At 67.8% G+C, this 16,993-nt stretch carries 14 protein-coding genes and 1 tRNA gene; 8 read left to right on the top strand and 7 right to left on the bottom strand.

Annotated features, from left to right (window positions below):
- The first annotated feature begins 9 nt into the window (after positions 1–9).
- The 3 genes from ACFYTS_RS21605 to ACFYTS_RS21595 all read left to right on the top strand — a co-directional run bounded on the left by ACFYTS_RS21605 (position 10) and on the right by ACFYTS_RS21595 (position 2,010).
- A complete protein-coding gene (locus ACFYTS_RS21605) occupies positions 10–822 on the top strand; it encodes a serine hydrolase domain-containing protein (RefSeq protein ID WP_387306666.1) in 813 nt (270 codons plus the stop codon).
- A gap of 122 nt (positions 823–944) precedes the next feature.
- Positions 945–1,478 (top strand): DUF3145 domain-containing protein, encoded by a 534-nt coding sequence (locus ACFYTS_RS21600; RefSeq protein WP_357278377.1) that lies wholly within the window; start codon positions 945–947, stop codon positions 1,476–1,478.
- A 112-nt stretch (positions 1,479–1,590) separates the two neighbouring features.
- Complete coding sequence (locus ACFYTS_RS21595) at positions 1,591–2,010, top strand: hypothetical protein (RefSeq protein WP_387306664.1); 420 nt, start codon at positions 1,591–1,593, stop codon at positions 2,008–2,010.
- 61 nt (positions 2,011–2,071) lie between these two features.
- On the opposite strand, the gene ACFYTS_RS21590 is transcribed toward ACFYTS_RS21595, so the two are convergent.
- Positions 2,072–4,564 (bottom strand): protein kinase, encoded by a 2,493-nt coding sequence (locus tag ACFYTS_RS21590; RefSeq protein WP_387306662.1) that lies wholly within the window; start codon positions 4,562–4,564, stop codon positions 2,072–2,074.
- Positions 4,565–4,858: 294 nt separating this feature from the next.
- On the opposite strand from ACFYTS_RS21590, the gene ACFYTS_RS21585 reads away from it, so the two are divergent.
- Positions 4,859–6,250, top strand: coding sequence for an FAD-binding oxidoreductase (locus ACFYTS_RS21585; protein ID WP_387306660.1), 1,392 nt, complete (start codon positions 4,859–4,861; stop codon positions 6,248–6,250).
- A gap of 77 nt (positions 6,251–6,327) precedes the next feature.
- Here ACFYTS_RS21585 and ACFYTS_RS21580 read toward each other — a convergent pair whose 3' ends face one another.
- The 6 genes from ACFYTS_RS21580 to aceE all read right to left on the bottom strand — a co-directional run bounded on the left by ACFYTS_RS21580 (position 6,328) and on the right by aceE (position 14,886).
- Positions 6,328–7,758, bottom strand: a complete 1,431-nt coding sequence (locus ACFYTS_RS21580; RefSeq protein WP_387306658.1) for an acyl-CoA carboxylase subunit beta — start codon at positions 7,756–7,758, stop codon at positions 6,328–6,330.
- Positions 7,759–7,938: 180 nt separating this feature from the next.
- Complete coding sequence (locus ACFYTS_RS21575; protein ID WP_357278365.1) at positions 7,939–9,189, bottom strand: KasA/KasB family beta-ketoacyl-ACP synthase; 1,251 nt, start codon at positions 9,187–9,189, stop codon at positions 7,939–7,941.
- 10 nt (positions 9,190–9,199) lie between these two features.
- Entirely contained in the window at positions 9,200–9,499 is a 300-nt protein-coding gene (gene acpM / locus ACFYTS_RS21570) for a meromycolate extension acyl carrier protein AcpM (protein WP_357098105.1), read from the bottom strand.
- 96 nt (positions 9,500–9,595) lie between these two features.
- Entirely contained in the window at positions 9,596–10,510 is a 915-nt protein-coding gene (locus ACFYTS_RS21565; protein WP_387306656.1) for an ACP S-malonyltransferase, read from the bottom strand.
- A 128-nt stretch (positions 10,511–10,638) separates the two neighbouring features.
- Positions 10,639–11,970 (bottom strand): helix-turn-helix domain-containing protein, encoded by a 1,332-nt coding sequence (locus ACFYTS_RS21560; RefSeq protein WP_357278361.1) that lies wholly within the window; start codon positions 11,968–11,970, stop codon positions 10,639–10,641.
- Between the two features lie 15 nt (positions 11,971–11,985).
- Positions 11,986–14,886, bottom strand: coding sequence for a pyruvate dehydrogenase (acetyl-transferring), homodimeric type (gene aceE / locus ACFYTS_RS21555; RefSeq protein ID WP_357278358.1), 2,901 nt, complete (start codon positions 14,884–14,886; stop codon positions 11,986–11,988).
- A 231-nt stretch (positions 14,887–15,117) separates the two neighbouring features.
- Here aceE and ACFYTS_RS21550 point away from each other — a divergent pair, with 231 nt between their 5' ends.
- The 4 genes from ACFYTS_RS21550 to ACFYTS_RS21535 all read left to right on the top strand — a co-directional run bounded on the left by ACFYTS_RS21550 (position 15,118) and on the right by ACFYTS_RS21535 (position 16,977).
- Entirely contained in the window at positions 15,118–15,681 is a 564-nt protein-coding gene (locus ACFYTS_RS21550) for a hypothetical protein (RefSeq protein ID WP_357278356.1), read from the top strand.
- Positions 15,682–15,867: 186 nt separating this feature from the next.
- Entirely contained in the window at positions 15,868–16,290 is a 423-nt protein-coding gene (locus tag ACFYTS_RS21545; protein ID WP_357098200.1) for a DUF3052 domain-containing protein, read from the top strand.
- Positions 16,291–16,412: 122 nt separating this feature from the next.
- On the top strand, positions 16,413–16,877 hold the full coding sequence (locus tag ACFYTS_RS21540) for a peroxiredoxin (protein ID WP_357278354.1): 465 nt from the start codon (positions 16,413–16,415) through the stop codon (positions 16,875–16,877).
- 28 nt (positions 16,878–16,905) lie between these two features.
- Positions 16,906–16,977 (top strand) — tRNA-Val (locus ACFYTS_RS21535).
- Positions 16,978–16,993: the final 16 nt, after the last annotated feature.

Raw genomic sequence — 16,993 nt, 5'->3', positions numbered from 1 at the left:
GCTCGACGTATGCGAGCGCTCGAGCAGATTCGACAGTGGCCGGTCCGGAACGTGGCGGCGGGTGTCGTCGTCCGGGGCAAGGGTGTGGTCGACACCGAGGGGGATGCCGCGCGAGTGTTTCCGCTCGCCTCGGTGACCAAACCCCTTGTGGCGTACGCGGTCCTGGTGGCGGTCGAGGAGGGGGCGATCGAGCTCGACCAGCCCGCCGGGCCGCCCGGATCCACCGTGCGGCACCTGCTCGCCCACACCTCCGGGCTGGCCTTCGACACCGACGCGGTGCTGGCCGCGCCGGGCGCGAAGCGGATCTACTCCAGCGCCGGCTTCGAGGTGCTCGCGGATTTCGTTGCGGCGCAGACCGGTATCGCGTTCGACCGGTATCTGCACGAGGCGGTGTTCGAACCGCTGGGTATGACTTCCTCGGTGTTGACGGGTCCGGCCGGGCACGCGGGCCGTTCGTCGGTCGCAGATCTGCTGCGCTTCGCTGAGGAATTGCTGGCACCGGAGATTCTAAGTGCCGAATTGGCTTCCGAGGCAAGCGAAGTGCAATTCCCGGGACGCAATGGCGTACTGCCCGGCTACGGTTCGCAGCGGCCCAACGACTGGGGACTGGGATTCGAGATCCGCGACCACAAGGCGCCGCACTGGACCGGGGGTGCGAACTCGCCGCGCACCTTCGGGCATTTCGGGCAATCCGGAACGTTCCTCTGGGTGGATCCGGACGTCGGTATGGCGTGTCTCGCGCTCGCGGACGAGAATTTCGGGGACTGGGCCCGGGCCGCGTGGCCGCCCCTCAGTGATGCCGCGATCGCGGAGTTTGCGTAGACGGCGACACGGTCGCGGAGTAACACACGCATCATCGGGCACTCCAGTAAGCTCGGGCCACACCGCGCTCGGACCAGGGGTCGTTGGGGAAGACGTACCTCGTCGAGCCGGAGGTGTCAGTGGTGCGTGCGTCTAGTCAGTTCGCGGAGGCGACGTCTGGGGTTGTCTATGTCCATTCGTCGCCGGCCGCGCTGTGCCCGCATATCGAATGGGCGCTCACCTCGACCCTCAAGGCCCCCGCCAAACTCCGCTGGACCGTCCAGCCCGCCGATCCCGGACATCTGCGCGCCACCACCGATTGGTTCGGGCCAGTCGGTACCGGAGGTCGATTAGCCAGAGCATTGCGCGATTGGCCCGTTCTGCATTTCGAAGTCACCGAGGAACCCAGCGAGGGCGTCGACGGCGAACGCTTCAGCTTCGTCCCCGGCCTCGGCATGTGGAGCGGTGCCACCGGCGCCAGCGGCGACGTCATGGTCGGCGAGATGCGACTGCGCGCCATCGTCGCCGAGGCCCGCGCCCACGGCCGCGGCTCGGCCGCCGAGATCACCGCCGAAATCGATCGCGCCCTCGGCACCGCCTGGGACGACATCCTCGAGCCCTACCGCCTCGGCGGCGACGGCGCGGACGTCACCTGGCTGCGCCGCGACGTCGGCTAGACCCGCACCACCGGACACACCGCGCGGACCGCCGAACCATGCGAGCCTGCCGTCGCAAACGCCCCGAAACGGGCAGAATGCCCAGGGGAGGGGCAGCCGACGAGGAGGATTCGTGCGGACCACAGCGCAGATCGCGGGCACGGCACTGGCCGTCATCACCACGGCCCTCACCCTGACCGCCTGCAACGACGCCACCAACAACAGTTCTTCGGACGCCACCAGCAGCGCCGCCAAACCCGCCACCTCCGCCGCCGCCTTCCCGGCCGCCGGCCACGACGCCGTCCAGTGCGGCACCGGCCCCTGGGGACTCGCCGTCGTCGCCTCCACCGCCAAGGGCAACGACTTCTGCCCCACCGCCCTCTCCGTGGCGGGCGCCTACGCCGACCAACGCGCCAAACAATCCAGCGGCGACATCGCCGTCACCGTCGCCACCATCCGCTGGGTCTGCGGCGAACGCGCGGGCAACCCCAACCCGTACCAGGAATGCGCCAGCCAGAACGAATCCGCCGACAGGGTCCGACTCCAGTCCTGAACCCGGTCAACGGATTCGCGCACCACTCGCCGGTGCGACCGCACTGATTCGACCGGACGGATCACGCCGATCGCTGGTTATCGCCGGTGCGGACCAGCTCGGCCGCATTGACCACGCCCAAGGCGAGCAGCGTCGTCGAGAACAGCACGGGTAGGGCGAGAATCCAATGCTCGGCAGTGCTGTCGCCGATCGACACCGACTGAGTGATGAGCAGAACGCTGATCACCGCTTCACCTGCCACGCAACCGAGGGTGAGCAGGATGGCGAGCCGTCGCGGATGGAGAGCCGACAGTGCGGCCGGAGCCAGAGCGAGGACCGCCGCCGAGGCGAACTGCCAGAGGAAATCCGTGCGCAGGATCGGCGGGCTGATGGTGGACAACACGAGGACGGCACTCAGCAGCACACAACCCGACACCGCCAGAGCCGCCGTCGCGATCGCGCATCTGCCACTCGGCCACCGGAATTCGAATCGAGGCGCGCCGAGGAGCACTGTCGCCGCGGCCAGCAACCCCGCCAGACCCAGGAGCAGGTGCGCGTTCAGCGCGAAGTGAGCGCCGGTGGACGTCGCGAACCCCGGGCGATCCGAGGCGATCCAACCCTCCAGCCGGGCGATGACGATGGCGCCCCACGGACTGGTCGAGGCGAACCCCGCCACCAGTGCCTGCCGCGTGGTCCGATGGGGCCGTGGGAAGAATGTGAACAGCCCTGCGATGACCGACAGCCAGGTCACGGCCGCCAGATACCAGGAACCGTGCGCGAGAACGTCATCGAACCGGTACGCCGCGTCGTACTCGGAGGAATCGGCGAAGGGCATATGCCGACTGTCCAGCAACACGCCACCCGCGACCAGCGCCGCAACTCCGGACAGCGCGGTGGTGACACCGGCGACCATGCCCCGCCGACCCGCGAGCCCACGGTCTGGTCGCGCACGCTGCTTCGCCTCGCGTCGTCGCGCCCTCTGGGGAGACCCGGCCGCCGCGACCGTGTCCTCACCCTTCGGGATCGCTTCGGCCCCCGGTCCGGTTCGGATGCTGTTCTGCTCGCCAGGAATCGGATTTCGCCCCGCGTCGCCATGGTTCGCGCGACCGGAGTCAGCCCGCCGAAGCCGGCTGTGCCGGGCTACGTCTCCCGCTCCCGCTGGGCCTTCGCGATCGCGGAGCGGGTCGGGTTCGCCGTGCGATCCTGGCGCTCCGCCGAATTGCCTGCTCGACAATGAATCCGGGTGGTCCGTGCCCCGAACGGCCGGTGTGGCTCCGGACATTTCGGCGAGCGTCGCGGGCTGCGGATGGTCGCGCCTCGGGCGGCTGCCGGGCATGCGCGGGCTGTCCATGGTCGAGGCTCCGCCCAGGACCTCGCGGGCGTAGGACGCGACGGCGGGGTTGTCGTGGAGTGCTATGTAGTGCAGGGCTTTTCGGGCGGCATCGGCTTGGGGCCGGTCGATCGATGAGAGGCGGCTGCTCAGGGCATGTACTGCGCCGCGACGGATCTCCGGGTGGGGGCTGTCGAGGGCTGCTCGGATCGATTCGGGGATGCCGGTCAACGCATCGGGATCGGCGGAACCGGATGGAGTGCCGGTGGATTCGGCGCTTCTCGCCGTGCGGAGATCGGGCTCGGGGGGCGAGGCGGAGGCGGCGGGGAGGGTGTCGATGAGTTCGGGTTGGGGTGCGGCGGCGAGGGTTGGGGCGGTGCGGGGGTTTGCGGGGCGGGATCGGATGAGGATCTGGGTGGCGGCTTCGGCCAGGGCGGCGCAGGTGGGGTAGCGGTCGGCGGGGTTCTTGGCGAGGGCTATGGCTATGACGTCGTTGATGCCGGAGGGAAGTTCGGGGCGGATGTCGGTGGGGCGGGGCGGGGGAGTGTTGAGGTGGGCGGCGATGACGGCGGCCTGGTCGGTGTGCGGGAACGGCTGACGGGCGGTGAGGAGTTCGTAGAAGGTGCAGCCGAGGGAGTAGATGTCGGCGCGGTGGTCGGCGGTGGCGCCGTGGAAGCGTTCGGGGGCGGCGTAGGCGAAGGTCGCGGCGGTGCCGGTCAGGGTGAGGGTGTCATCGAGGGCGCGGGCGATGCCGAAATCGGTGAGCACGGCGCGCTTTCGGTCCGTGCCGGGGTGGGCGGGGTCGTCGTCGAGGAGGATGTTGCCGGGCTTCACGTCGCGGTGCAGGATGCCGTGGCGGTGGGCGTAGTCCAGCGCGCGGGCGGCGTCGGTGAGGATGCGGACCGCGTGGTCGTCGGGGAGGGGGCCGCCGCGCTCGGTCATCCGCTGCGCCACATCGCCGCCGCCGACGTATTTCATGCTGATCCACGGCAGGTCGGCGTCAGAAGCCGCGCGGTCGTAGACGGCCACGATGTTGGGGTGCTCCAGGCGGGCCGCGAGCGCCGCCTCCCGTTCGAAACGGGCCCGCCCCCGGGTGTCCCCGGCGATCAGCTCACCGAGCACCTTCAGCGCGACCAGCCGGTTCAGCCGGGGATTGCGGGCCAGATACACGACCCCCATGCCGCCCGTGCCGAGCGTTCGCTCGATCGTGAACCCCGAGAATTCCGCCCCCGGATCGAGCCGCATACCGCCGCCTCCGCCAGTCACCCCAATGCCAGCCAGGTCACCATACGCCCGGCCATCGGCCCCCGCCCGGCGATTGGCCACCCGGCCCGCCGCACCAGCGGGACACGCGCCACGGACGACTCGCCGACCATTTCGGCGCGCTCCGGCCCATGAACCCGTTCCGCGTCTCCTGCGTACTTCCGGACACCCGAGCGGCGGCGTTCAATAGGGCGAATGACCGATGTGCTGTGGAACCCGTACAGCGCAGCCTGAATTTCGCCACGGAGGCAGACCGACACCTTTGAGGAGCGGACCATGACCACTGCGGAAATCGATATCGAGGGACTGCGCTCGGCCGTCGACGGGGTGGTGATCACGCCCGCCGACCCCGACTACGACACGGCCCGTCAAGTCTGGAACGGCGGCATCGACCGCCGCCCCGCCGTCATCGTCCGCCCCGCCTCCACGGCGGGTGTCGCGGCCGCCGTGCTGGCCGCGCGGCAGTACAACCTCGAGATCACCGTGCGCGGCGGCGGCCACAACTACGCGGGCCACGCGGTCGCCGACAACGCCATGATGATCGACCTGCGAGCCCTCGATTCGGTCACCGTCGACACCGACGCAGAACTCGCGCACATCGGCGGCGGCGCGACCTGGGCGCAGGCCGACGCCGCGACCTCCGCGCACGGCTTGGGCGTCACCGGCGGCTTCATCTCCACCACGGGTGTCGGCGGCCTGACCCTGGGCGGCGGCATGGGCTGGCTCACCATGCGCTGCGGCCTGACCTGCGACAACCTGGTCGCCGCCGAGGTCGTCACCGCCGACGGCCGCGTCGTGGTCGCCTCACCGCGTGAGAACGCCGAACTGCTGTGGGGATTGCGTGGCGGCGGAGGCAATTTCGGCATCGTCACCACCCTCACCTTCGCCCTGCACGACGTCCCGGCGCTGGCCCAGCTCACCATGTTGTGCTGGACTCCCGAGCACGCCGCCGAGGGTCTGGCCGCCGGGCGTGAACTCATCGCCGGCCTGCCCAAGGGGTACGGCGGTGTGATCATGGCGGTCAGCGCGCCGCCCGCCCCGTTCGTGCCCGAGCACTATCAGGGGCAGCCGGGATTCGTGGTGGCGGTGGCCGGTTTCGCTGATCCGGAGGAGCTCGAGGCCATCGTCAAGCCGCTGCGTGATGCCGCCCCGCCCCCGGCCTGGGAGCTGGTCACCCCGCTCCCGTACACCGCGCTGCAGCAGATGTTCGACGAGTCCGCCCCGCCCGGACTGCACGCGTACGAGAAGTCCCTCTACGTCGACGATCTGTCGGATGCCTGCCTGGCTACATTGATCAGCACCTTCCCGCGGCGCCGCTCCCCGCTGACCCTGGTCCCGATCTTCCCGCTACGCGGCCGCTACAGCGAAACCCACGAGGACACAACGGCATTCAGCGGTTCCCGCAACCCCTGCTGGGCCATCAACATCAGCGCCATCACCCCGGACCCGGCCGATTTCGCGTCGGAACGGCAGTGGACCCGCGATTTCTGGGATGCCTTGCGCCCGTACGCCAATTCCTCGGCGAGCTACGTCAACTTCCTCGTGGACGACGACCCCGCCCGTCTCCAGGAATCCTACGGCGAGAAGTACTCCCGCCTCACCGCCCTGAAGGCCGAGTGGGATCCGGACAACGTCTTCCACCACAACGCGAACATTCCTCCGGTCTGACCCGGATCGGTTCCCTCGCAACGCAAAGCGGGCGGTCTCCGAAGAGACCGCCCGCTATGACGTTGCCGCGTAACGAATTACAGCGGAATGTTCTTGTTGTGCTGCGGCCGCGACGGCGCGGCGGCCAGCGCGGCGGCAATGGTGGAACGGGTCTTGGCCGGGTCGACGACCTCGTCCACGACCCCGATCGCCATGGCGCGCTCGACGCCGCCCGCGATCCGCTCGTGCTCCTCGGTGAGCCGCTCCAGCATGGCCTCGCGCTCCTCCTCGGGGGCGGCCGCGAGAGCCTTCTTGTGCAGGATGCCGACGGCGGCCTTGGCACCCATGACCGCGACTTCGGAACCCGGCCACGCGTACACGGCCGTCGCACCCAGTGAGCGGGCGTTCATGGCGATGTAGGCGCCGCCGTAGATCTTGCGGGTCACCAGGGTGACGCGCGGGACGCGGGCCTCGGCGAACGCGTGCAGCAGCTTCGCGCCGCGGCGCACCACGCCCTCGAACTCCTGCGAGACGCCCGGCAGGTAGCCCGGCACGTCGGTGACGACGATCAGCGGGATGCCGAACGCGTTGCACAGGCGCACGAAACGCGAAGCCTTCTCGGCGCTTTCGGAGTTGAGGCAGCCGCCCAGGCGGATCGGGTTGTTGGCCAGCACGCCGACGGTGCGGCCGCCGAGGCGACCCAGACCGACCACCATGGACCGGGCGTACCCGCCCTGCAGTTCCTCGAAAGTGCTTTCGCCGTCGACATTGTCGAGCAGCTCGTTGATGATCGGCTTGACGTCGTAGGCGCGCTTGGCCGACTCCGGCATCATGGCCTTGAGGTCGACATCGCCGTGCGCGGCGGCGGCCAGGTCGAATTCGCCCTGCTCGGCGAACATCGAGACCAGGCGGCGCGCACGGTGCATCGCGTCCTGCTCGTCATCGGCGACGATGTGGCAGACGCCGGACTTCTTGCCGTGGGTGACCGGGCCGCCCAGGGTCTCCATGTCGACGCTCTCACCGGTCACCGTCTTCACGATGTCCGGACCGGTCACGAAGACCCGGCCTTCCGGAGCCATGATGACGATGTCGGTCAGCGCCGGGCCGTAGGCGGCGCCACCGGCGGCGAAGCCGAGCACCACGGAGATCTGCGGGACCTGACCGGACGCGCGGACCATGGCCTCGAAGACCAGGCCGACGGCGTGCAGGGCCTCGACGCCCTCCGCCAGTCGCGCCCCGCCCGAATGCCACAGGCCCACAACGGGAATCTTGGAGTCGATGGCGGTATCGATCGCATCGACGATGTGCTTGCACCCCTCGACGCCCATGGCGCCGCCCATCACGGTCGCATCGGAGCAGTAGGCGACGGTGCGGACACCGTCGATCTCACCGATGGCGGCGAGCACGCCGGACTTGTCGCGGGGGTGGAGCGGGAGAACGGTTCCGGGATCGAAGAAGCGCTGCAACCGACCCAGCGGGTCACGGGGATCGGTCGTGGTGTCCGCGTGTGCGGGGGCCATGATGGTCATCGCAAACTCTCCTCATGAGGAAAATGCGGTCGCTGAGAGCGGCTGCGAAATGTCGAAATCCCGGCAGGGGATCAAGGTTTGGGATCTCGATCCGAAAATCCCCTGCCGGGACCGCTTGTCTTACTGACCGGTTCTAGAAGTGCGCGGTTCGTCTAGACGGTTGATCGTGAAAACTGCGCGTCAGTACCGGCCGAAGGCGAGCGCGACATTGTGCCCACCGAAACCGAAGGAGTTGTTGATCGCGTACTGGATGTCCTGATGGCGCGCTGTGCCGTGCACGACGTCCAGATCGATCGCCGGATCCTGGTTCTCGAGGTTCAGCGTCGGAGGGACGACACCGTCCCGGATGCTGAGCACCGTGAGAATCGACTCGAGTGCGCCGACGGCGCCGATCGAGTGGCCCAGGGCCGACTTGGGTGCGTAGACCGAGGCGTGCTTGACGCCGGCCTTGTGAATCGCGTTGGCCTCCGCGGTGTCACCCACGGGGGTGGCGGTCGCGTGAGCGTTCACGTGGGTGATGTCCGAAGCGGACAGACCCGCGGTCTGCATCGCGCGCTGCATGGCGCGAGCCGCACCGCTGCCCTCCGGATCGGGAGCCACGAGGTGGAACCCGTCGGAGGTGATACCCGCGCCCATGAGGCGGGCGTGGATGGTGGCGCCACGAGCCTTGGCGTGCTCCTCGGTCTCGAGGACCATGAGCGCGCCCGCTTCGCCGAAGACGAAGCCGTCGCGATCCTTGTCGAAGGGACGCGAGGCGCCCTTCGGATCGTCGTTGCGAGTCGACATGGCCCGCATCATGGAGAACGCGGCGATCGGAATCGAGTCGATGAAGCCCTCGACACCGCCGGTGACCACCATGTCGGCGTCACCCATGACGATCATCCGCCAGGCGTTGGCGATGGCCTCCGAACCCGACGAGCAGGCCGAGACCGGAGTGACCACTCCCGCGCGGGCCTTGAGCTCGAGGCCGACCACGGCGGACGGACCGTTCGGCATGACCATCTGAACGGCCAGCGGCGAAACCTTGCGGTAGCCACCGTTCTTCAGCTTGTCCACCGAATCGATCAGCGCGTCGCCGCCGCCGAGACCGGTACCGATGGCCACACCCAGCCGCAGCGGGTCGACCTCGGGGGTGCCGGCGTTCTTCCAGACCTCACGACCGAGCACGGTGGCCAGTCGCTCGACATACGCCATGCGGCGGATCTCGACCCGCTCGAGCAGGGTGTCCGGCGACACCTTCAGGTGGCCGCCGATACGAACCGGAAGGTCGTACTCCGCAATGAAGTCGTCCTCGAGCGTCTCGATGCCGCTCTCGCCATTGAGGAGGCCCTTCCACGTCGCATCGACGTCACCGGCGATCGACGTGGTCGCCGCCATGCTCGTTACGACGACGTTGGGAAAGTTCCCGTTCAAGGTGGAAGGAGTGGTCACGGTGTCGGTCCTACTCGCCCTGGTGCTTGGCCTTGAGGGCCTCGGCAGCCTCGGAGTTCTCGGCCTCGAGCTTCTGGATGTACGCCACCGCGTCGCCGACGGTCTTCAGGCTCGCCAGGTCCTCGTCCGGGATCTTGACGCCGTACTTGTCCTCGGTCTGGACGGCGATCTCGACCATCGACAGCGAGTCGATGTCCAGGTCGTCGACGAAGGACTTCTCGATGGTGACCTCGGAGGGCTCGATACCGGTCACCTCTTCGATGATCTTACCGAGCTCTTCGACGATCTGTTCCTGGGTCAGAGCGGCCACTGTGGTGGCTCCTTATCTTCTGTAGAGGGGTGGGGATTCATTGTTTGCGACCCGGTTTGCTCCATCGCCGTTGATGGGAGCGGGCCGCCAGCCAAGCTAGCTTGCTGAAGTCAGCTCGGCGAGCGCGGGGAGATCCGCGGGGGTCTTCAGCGCCAGGTTCGGGGTGCCCTTGAGCTCCCGCTTGGCGATGCCGACCAGGGTGCCCGCCGGCGGCAACTCTGCCACCGCGGAAACCCCTGCCGCACGGATCGTTTCGGTGCACAGGTCCCAGCGCACGGGGCGCGTGACCTGAGCAGCGAGCTTGTCGATCGCATCCTTGCCCGAGCTGACCGGCTGTCCGTCGAAGTTCGACAGCAGGGTCCGGACCGGCTCGTTCGGGACGATCTGGGCGATGGCCTCCGCCACCGCGTCCTGGGCGGGTGCCATGAACGCGGTATGGAAGGCGCCGGCGACCGGCAGAGCACGGACGCGGGCCTTTTCGGGCGGGTTCACGGCCAGGGCTTCGAGCGCCTCGAGCTTACCCGCGGCCACGATCTGACCCACCGCATTGCGGTTGGCCGGAACCAGGCCGAGTTCCTCGAGGCGAGCGAGAACCTCCGCTTCGTCACCGCCGAGCACCGCGGACATTCCGGTCGGCTCGAGCGCACACGCCTTGGCCATCTCCGCACCGCGGATGGCGGCCAAGGTGACCGCGTCGTCGGCGGAGATGACTCCGGCGACGGCGGCGGCGGCGAACTCACCGACCGAGTGTCCGGCGACGACTGTATCGGCGGGCAGTGAATCCTGCGGGATTTCGGCGAAAGCCAGCAGGGCGGCCGCGACGACGAGCGGCTGGGTGACAGCCGTGTCGACGATTTCCTCGGCGGTCGCAGTCGTGCCCAACCGCAGCAGGTCCAGCCCCGCGGCCTTGCCCCACAGCGCGACGCGGTCCGCGGCGCCGGGAAGCTCCAGCCATGAGGTGAGCATGCCGGGTGTCTGTGAGCCCTGTCCGGGCGTGAGCAATGCGATCACGGGTTTAAGAAAACACTGTGAGGCGGCTCTCACGAGATGTCGGCGCGAATGAAGCTTCGTTGGCAGTTTTGTGAGGAGTCCACAAAAGACCATGTGGGTTGCCCGGATCGCCCGATCCCCGAATCTCGTTACACCCCATCCTTGGGCTCTGTGACGGGAGTCATATCAGTGGCAGGAGTGGGTGATTCGTTACGGGTTCGTGTCAGCCGGCCTACTGTGGCCGCGATACGTAACACATAGGCATCGCGCGGATTCATCGGATCCCGACCTGTGATGTCGCCGATCCGCTTGAGGCGATAGCGCACCGTGTTTGGATGAACGAACAGCTGGCGGGCGCAGGTTTCGACGGCTCCACCGCAATCCAGATACGCGTCCAGCGTGTCCGACAAATCGGCGCTGGCGGCGGCCAACGGTAGCACGAGAAGCTCGTTCAGGGCGTCGATGGCGGCGCGGTCCCCGAGCAGGGCACGTTCGGGCAACAATTCGGACGCATGCACTGGTCGGGGGGCTCCCCGCCAGCCCACCACGGCCTCCATCCCGGCCATCGCCTCCACCGAACTCACGTGCGCCGCGGACAGTGCGCGCATGGTCGGGCCGATCACCACCGGGCCCTCACTGAAGGCATCCGCCAGCAGATCCGCCAGGAACTGCGACGGATACATCGGGTCCCCGAGATGTCCGCTGACTACCATTACCAGCCGCGAACCCTGCACCACTGCGAGCGCGTTACGGCCGTGCCGGGCGGCCACCGCATGTACGGAACTGACAACGGCCACCTGATCTTTGGGTGGAGTGCCGACGAGGACCGTGGCCGGTGCCGTCGCATCCCAATTGAGGGTGGACGCGCGGGAGAGCATCTCCGGGCCGTTGTCGCCGCGCACCACGGCGTCGACGACCAAGGCTTCCAATCGGGTGTCCCACGCGCCGCGCGACTCCGCGGCCGAGGCATACACCGAGGCGGCGGCGAACCCGAGCTCACGCCCGTAGCGCAGCACCGCCTCGGTCAACGCCACCAGCTGCCGGTCGTTGCGGGCCAGCGCCGGCAGCCACTGTTCGAAGAACTCCATGGCCACGCGGACCATGTCGACGGTCTGGCGCAGCGTCAGCCGCCGCGCCAGATCGTCCGGAATCACCTGGAAGGCATCGAGACTGAACCGGATGTCGGACTCCGGGTCCTGCAGCCATTCCAGGAAGTTCACCACCGCCGTCTGCACCAGCATCTGCACCCCGGCCCGCTGGGCGGCATCCAGATTGGCGAAGAACGGCAACCGATCCTGCATCGAGGCCACGGCCTCGGTCGACAGGCGACCGGAGAACTGCTTGACCCGTTTCAGGAGGGTGTCCGGAAGCGGGTCGCGCGTCTGCCGATTCGGGGAGAGCGCGCCGGTCGGAAGATAGACCTCGTGGGAGGAGGTGCCCTCTTCGTTTATCCGGCGCGGCCTCGGCGGTTTACGTTCCACAGTTCTTATGTTCGGCTATGCGTCGCCGCCTTCGGTACCGGGTGCCGCCTTCGGCGCGGCGTTCACGTCGTCGACGCCGTACCGGCGGGCCGCCTCGGCCACCGTCGCCTGTGCGATCCGGCCCTGATTGGCCAGTCCCTGCAGCGCGGCCACCACGATGGACGCGGCATCCACATTGAAGACGCGGCGCGCGGCCGGGCGGGTGTCGGAGAAACCGAAACCGTCCGTGCCCAGGGTGATGTACTCGCCCGGCACCCACTGGCGGATCTGATCGGGCACCGCGCGCATCCAGTCCGAGGCCGCCACGAACGGTCCCTGCGCCTTGGACAGCACCTCGGTGATGTACGGCAGGCCCTGATCCTGGTCGGGGTGGCGCAGTTTCGCGATCTCCTTGGACAGCGCCTCCTTGCGGAGCTCGCCCCATGAGGTCACCGAGTAGACATCGGCCTGCACGTTCCAGTCCTGGGCCAGCATCTCCTGGGCGCGCAGGCCGTCGGGCATGGTGACGCCCGCGACCAGGATGTTCGCGCGCAGGATTCCCGCCGAACCGGGCTGATAGAGGTAGATGCCCTTCAGCAGGCCCTCGACGTCGATGCTCTCCGGCTCGGCCGGCTGTACATACGGCTCGTTGTAGAGGGTGATGTAGTAGAAGATGTCCTCGCCGCCGAACTCGTGGTGCACCGAGTGCGATTCGGGATCGGTGCCCGGCAGCGCCTCCTGGTACCCGGTGGCCACGCCGCCGCCGTACATGCGGCGCATGCCGTCGCGCACGATGTGGGCGATCTCGAAGGAGAAGGCCGGGTCGTAGGCGACGCAGGCGGGGTTGGTGGACGCCAGCAGCAGCGAATGACCGTCGTTGTGCTGCAGGCCCTCACCGGTCAGTGTGGTTCGCCCGGCGGTTGCTCCGAGCACGAAACCGCGGGCCATCTGATCCGCGGCCGCCCACAGGCCGTCGCCGGTGCGCTGGAAGCCGAACATCGAATAGAAGATGTAGAGCGGGATCATCGGCTCGCCGTGCGTCGAGTACGAGGTGCCGACCGCGGTGAAGCTGGCGGTCGAACCGGCCTCGTTGATGCCCTCGTGCAGGATCTGGCCGACGCTCGACTCTTTGTAGGCGAGCATCAATTCCGCGTCGACCGATGTGTACAACTGGCCGTTGCGGTTGTAGATCTTCAACGAAGGGAACCACGAGTCCATACCGAAGGTGCGGGCCTCGTCGGGGATGATCGGGACGATGCGCTTGCCGATTTCCTTGTCGCGCAACAGCTCCTTCATCAGGCGCACGAAGGCCATGGTGGTGGCCACGCTCTGCTTGCCCGAACCCTTGCGGACCGAACGGTAGGCCTCGTCGCCCGGAAGTTGCAGGGGCTTGGACATGGTGCGGCGCTCGGGGACGAAACCGCCGAGCTGGCCGCGGCGGGCCATCATGTACTGGATCTCGGGGGCGTCCATGCCGGGGTGGTAGTACGGCGGCAGGTACGGATTCGCCTCGAGCTCGGCGTCGGTGATCGGAATGCGCTGCACGTCGCGGAACGCCTTCAGATCGTCGAGGGTCATCTTCTTCATCTGATGGGTGGCGTTGCGGGCCTCGAAGTGCTTGCCCAGGCCGTACCCCTTGATGGTCTTGGCGAGGATGACCGTCGGCTGGCCCTTGTGCGCCATGGCCGCGGCGTAGGCGGCGTAGATCTTGCGGTAGTCGTGACCGCCGCGCTTGAGGTTCCAGACCTCGGAGTCCGACAGGCCCTTCACCAGTTCCTTGGTGCGCGGGTCGCGGCCGAAGAAGTGCTCGCGCACGTAGGCGCCGTCATTGGCCTTGTAGGTCTGGTAGTCGCCGTCGGGGGTGGTGTTCATCAGGTTGACCAGCGCGCCGTCGCGGTCGGCCTGCAGCAGCGAGTCCCACTCGCGGCCCCACACCACCTTGATGACGTTCCAGCCGGCGCCGCGGAAGAACGACTCCAGCTCCTGAATGATCTTGCCGTTGCCGCGGACCGGGCCGTCGAGGCGCTGCAGGTTGCAGTTGATGACGAAGGTCAGGTTGTCGAGGCCCTCGTTGGCGGCCACCTGGATCAGGCCGCGCGACTCCGGCTCGTCCATCTCGCCGTCGCCGAGGAACGCCCACACGTGCTGATCGGAGGTGTCCTTGAGGCCGCGGTCGTGCAGGTAGTGATTGAAGCGGGCCTGATAGATGGCGTTCATCGGGCCCAGACCCATGGAGACCGTGGGGAATTCCCAGAAGTCCGGCATCAGGCGCGGGTGCGGGTAGGACGAGAGGCCCGCGCCGGGCCCGCCGTGGCTGTACTCCTGGCGGAAGCCGTCCATCTGATCCTCGGACAACCGGCCCTCGAGGAACGCGCGGGCGTAGATGCCGGGGGAGGCGTGGCCCTGGATGAACACCTGGTCGCCGCCGCCGGCGTGGTCCTTGCCGCGGAAGAAGTGGTTGAAGCCGACCTCGTAGAGCGCCGCCGAGGACGCGTAGGTCGAAATGTGGCCGCCCACACCGATTCCCGGGCGCTGGGCGCGGTGCACCATGATGGCGGCGTTCCAGCGGATGTAGGCGCGGAAGCGGCGCTCCACTTCCTCGTCGCCGGGGAACCACGGCTCGTTCTCGGTGGGGATGGTGTTGACGTAGTCGGTGGAGGTCAGCGCGGGGATCGCGACGTGGCGTTCACCGGCGCGCTCCAGCAGGCGCAGCATGAGGTAGCGGGCGCGGCCGGGGCCCTCGCGGGTCAGCATTTCGTCGAAGGAGTCGAGCCATTCGCTGGTCTCCTCCGGGTCGATGTCCGGCAGGTATGACGCCACCCCCTCGCGAATCACTCGAACCCGGCCCCCCGCCGGGCTTTTGCGTGCCGATCCGCCCTGGGGTTCCTGTGACCCGTTGGTGGAGTTCGACGACGTAGGGTGCATCAAGTCGGTCAAGACGATTGCTCCTCGTACACATGGGGTGGGACATCTGGTGTGGCGTCAATACCCCGGGTAGCCGTTGGTGCGCGGCGTACCCGTTAACGATTGGTTGGGGCGCATCTCACATCCTTGCCGATGATGCGGCCCAGGTCATCATGTCAGCCGGAAATCCAGTACGGTGGCGCAGGGAACCGCGCCGCTCGCGATTGGTTCCATCACTTCCGGGCTGGATCGGGGAGGAACCGAGTGAAGCTGCTGAACCCGAGGGGGTTCGGACTGCTGTGCGCGTCCGCGGCGGTGGCGGCCGGACTGGCGCTGGCCGGGTGCACGAACACGGTCGAGGGTACCCCGACGGCGAATCAGGTTCAGGTGTCGTCGTACAAGGCCGACGCGGCCACCTCGGCGGCGGCGGCCAGCTCCTCGAAGGCGGCCGCGGCGAAGGTGAAGGCGACCGCGGACAACTGCGGTCCGTTCCGCAAGACCACCGGCACCCAGGTCGACCGTTACAACGAGTTCGTGGACGCGCACGACGCGAACGACGTGAGCGCGGCCGACAAGAACGCCAAGCGCGACACCGCGGCCCAGGCGCTCGAGGACGCGGCCAAGACGGTCGAGGCTCAGGTGACCGCGTCGGGGCCGGACCTGGCGCCGGAGGTGGCGCAGAAGTTCACCGACTACGTGTCCGCGGCCCGGGATCTGGCGGCGTCGGTGCGGAAGCTGACCGCCAATTCCTCCGTCGCGCCGTTGAACGACGCGAGCCGGAAGGTCAACGACACGTTGACCGCGGTTCGCAACGCCTGTCCGGTCTGAACGCCGGTCCCGCTCGAGCCCGATCGATCGACCAGGTCGGAGGGGGTGTGAGCGGGCTGTCCGCTGAGCCCCGGCGGTCTCACATACGACATTTAGGGTGCGATTTCGGCCGATCGGCTTGCGCTGGGGGCTTTTACCATGTTCGCTTGCAACTACCTATTGTCGGGAATTGAGGAGGACACCACCGTGGTCGCCGCGGCGGACGCGCAGAACTACGCTCAGAAGCTTGGCATTTCACACGACATGGTGGTTCAGGAACTGGGCTGGGACGAAGACGCCGACGACGCGCTTCGCTCCGACATCGAAGAGGCCACCGGATCCGAGCTGCTCGACGAGGACACCGATGAGGTAGTCGACGTCGTGCTGCTCTGGTGGCGGGACGGTGACGGCGACCTGGTCGATGAACTGCTCAATGTGATCACCCCGCTCGCCGACGACGGCGTCGTGTGGGTGCTCACGCCCAAGACCGGTCAATCCGGCCATGTCGATCCGAGTGAGATCGCCGAGTCGGCCACCCCCGCCGGCCTCACCTCGACCACTCCGGTCTCCCTGGGCACCTGGACGGGCACCAAGCTCACCCAGCCCAAGACACCCTCCAAGCAGCGCTGAGGCCTTCCACTAAGGTTTTCGGTGAACCGGGTGCACCCGGTGGATCGGCTCGTCCGATCCGCCGGGTCGCACGCGGCGCCGCGTCGCACGCTGCGTCGCCACATCAGGATGGAGGGGAACGCATGCCGCTCGAGATCGGTACGCTCGCACCGGACTTCACGTTGAAGGACCAGAACAACCAGGAAGTCACCCTGTCGAGCTTCCGCGGTGAGAAGAACGTCCTCATCGTCTTCTACCCCCTCGCCTTCACCGGCATCTGCCAGGGCGAACTGTGCAAGGTCCGCGACGAACTCCCCAAGTTCCAGAACGACAACGCGGAAATCCTCGCCATCTCCGTAGGCCCTCCGCCCACCCACAAGATCTGGGCAGCCGAACAGGGCTACACCTTCCCCCTGCTCTCCGACTTCTGGCCCCACGGCGAGGTAGCCCAGGCCTACGGCGTCTTCAACGCCAAATCCGGCTACCCCAACCGCGGCACCTTCGTCGTCGACAAGGACGGCATCATCCGCTTCGCCGAAATGAACGGCCCCGGCGAGCCCCGTGACCAGCAGGCTTGGGAAAAAGCCCTCGCCACATTAGATTCATAACCCGTCGCCCGGCATGTTCGGGCGATCAGGGCGTATAGCTCAGTGGTAGAGCTCTGGTTTTACACACCAGCGGTCGGGGGTTCGAAACCCTCTGCGCCCACTCTTGGAGAAGCAGG

Origin of the sequence: Nocardia sp. NPDC004151, from assembly GCF_042874235.1 — a bacterium.
Classification (GTDB): domain Bacteria; phylum Actinomycetota; class Actinomycetes; order Mycobacteriales; family Mycobacteriaceae; genus Nocardia.
The sequence above is the reverse complement of the archived record's forward strand: the minus strand, read 5'-3'. Positions and strand labels throughout refer to the sequence as shown.

Coding starts and splice junctions, on each gene's coding strand:
- ACFYTS_RS21590 (WP_387306662.1), bottom strand. CDS start 4,564: ATGCGGCTCGATCCGGGGGCGGAATTCTCGGGGTTCACGATCGAGCGA.
- ACFYTS_RS21580 (WP_387306658.1), bottom strand. CDS start 7,758: ATGACCATCATGGCCCCCGCACACGCGGACACCACGACCGATCCCCGT.
- ACFYTS_RS21605 (WP_387306666.1), top strand. CDS start 10: ATGCGAGCGCTCGAGCAGATTCGACAGTGGCCGGTCCGGAACGTGGCG.
- ACFYTS_RS21585 (WP_387306660.1), top strand. CDS start 4,859: ATGACCACTGCGGAAATCGATATCGAGGGACTGCGCTCGGCCGTCGAC.
- ACFYTS_RS21540 (WP_357278354.1), top strand. CDS start 16,413: ATGCCGCTCGAGATCGGTACGCTCGCACCGGACTTCACGTTGAAGGAC.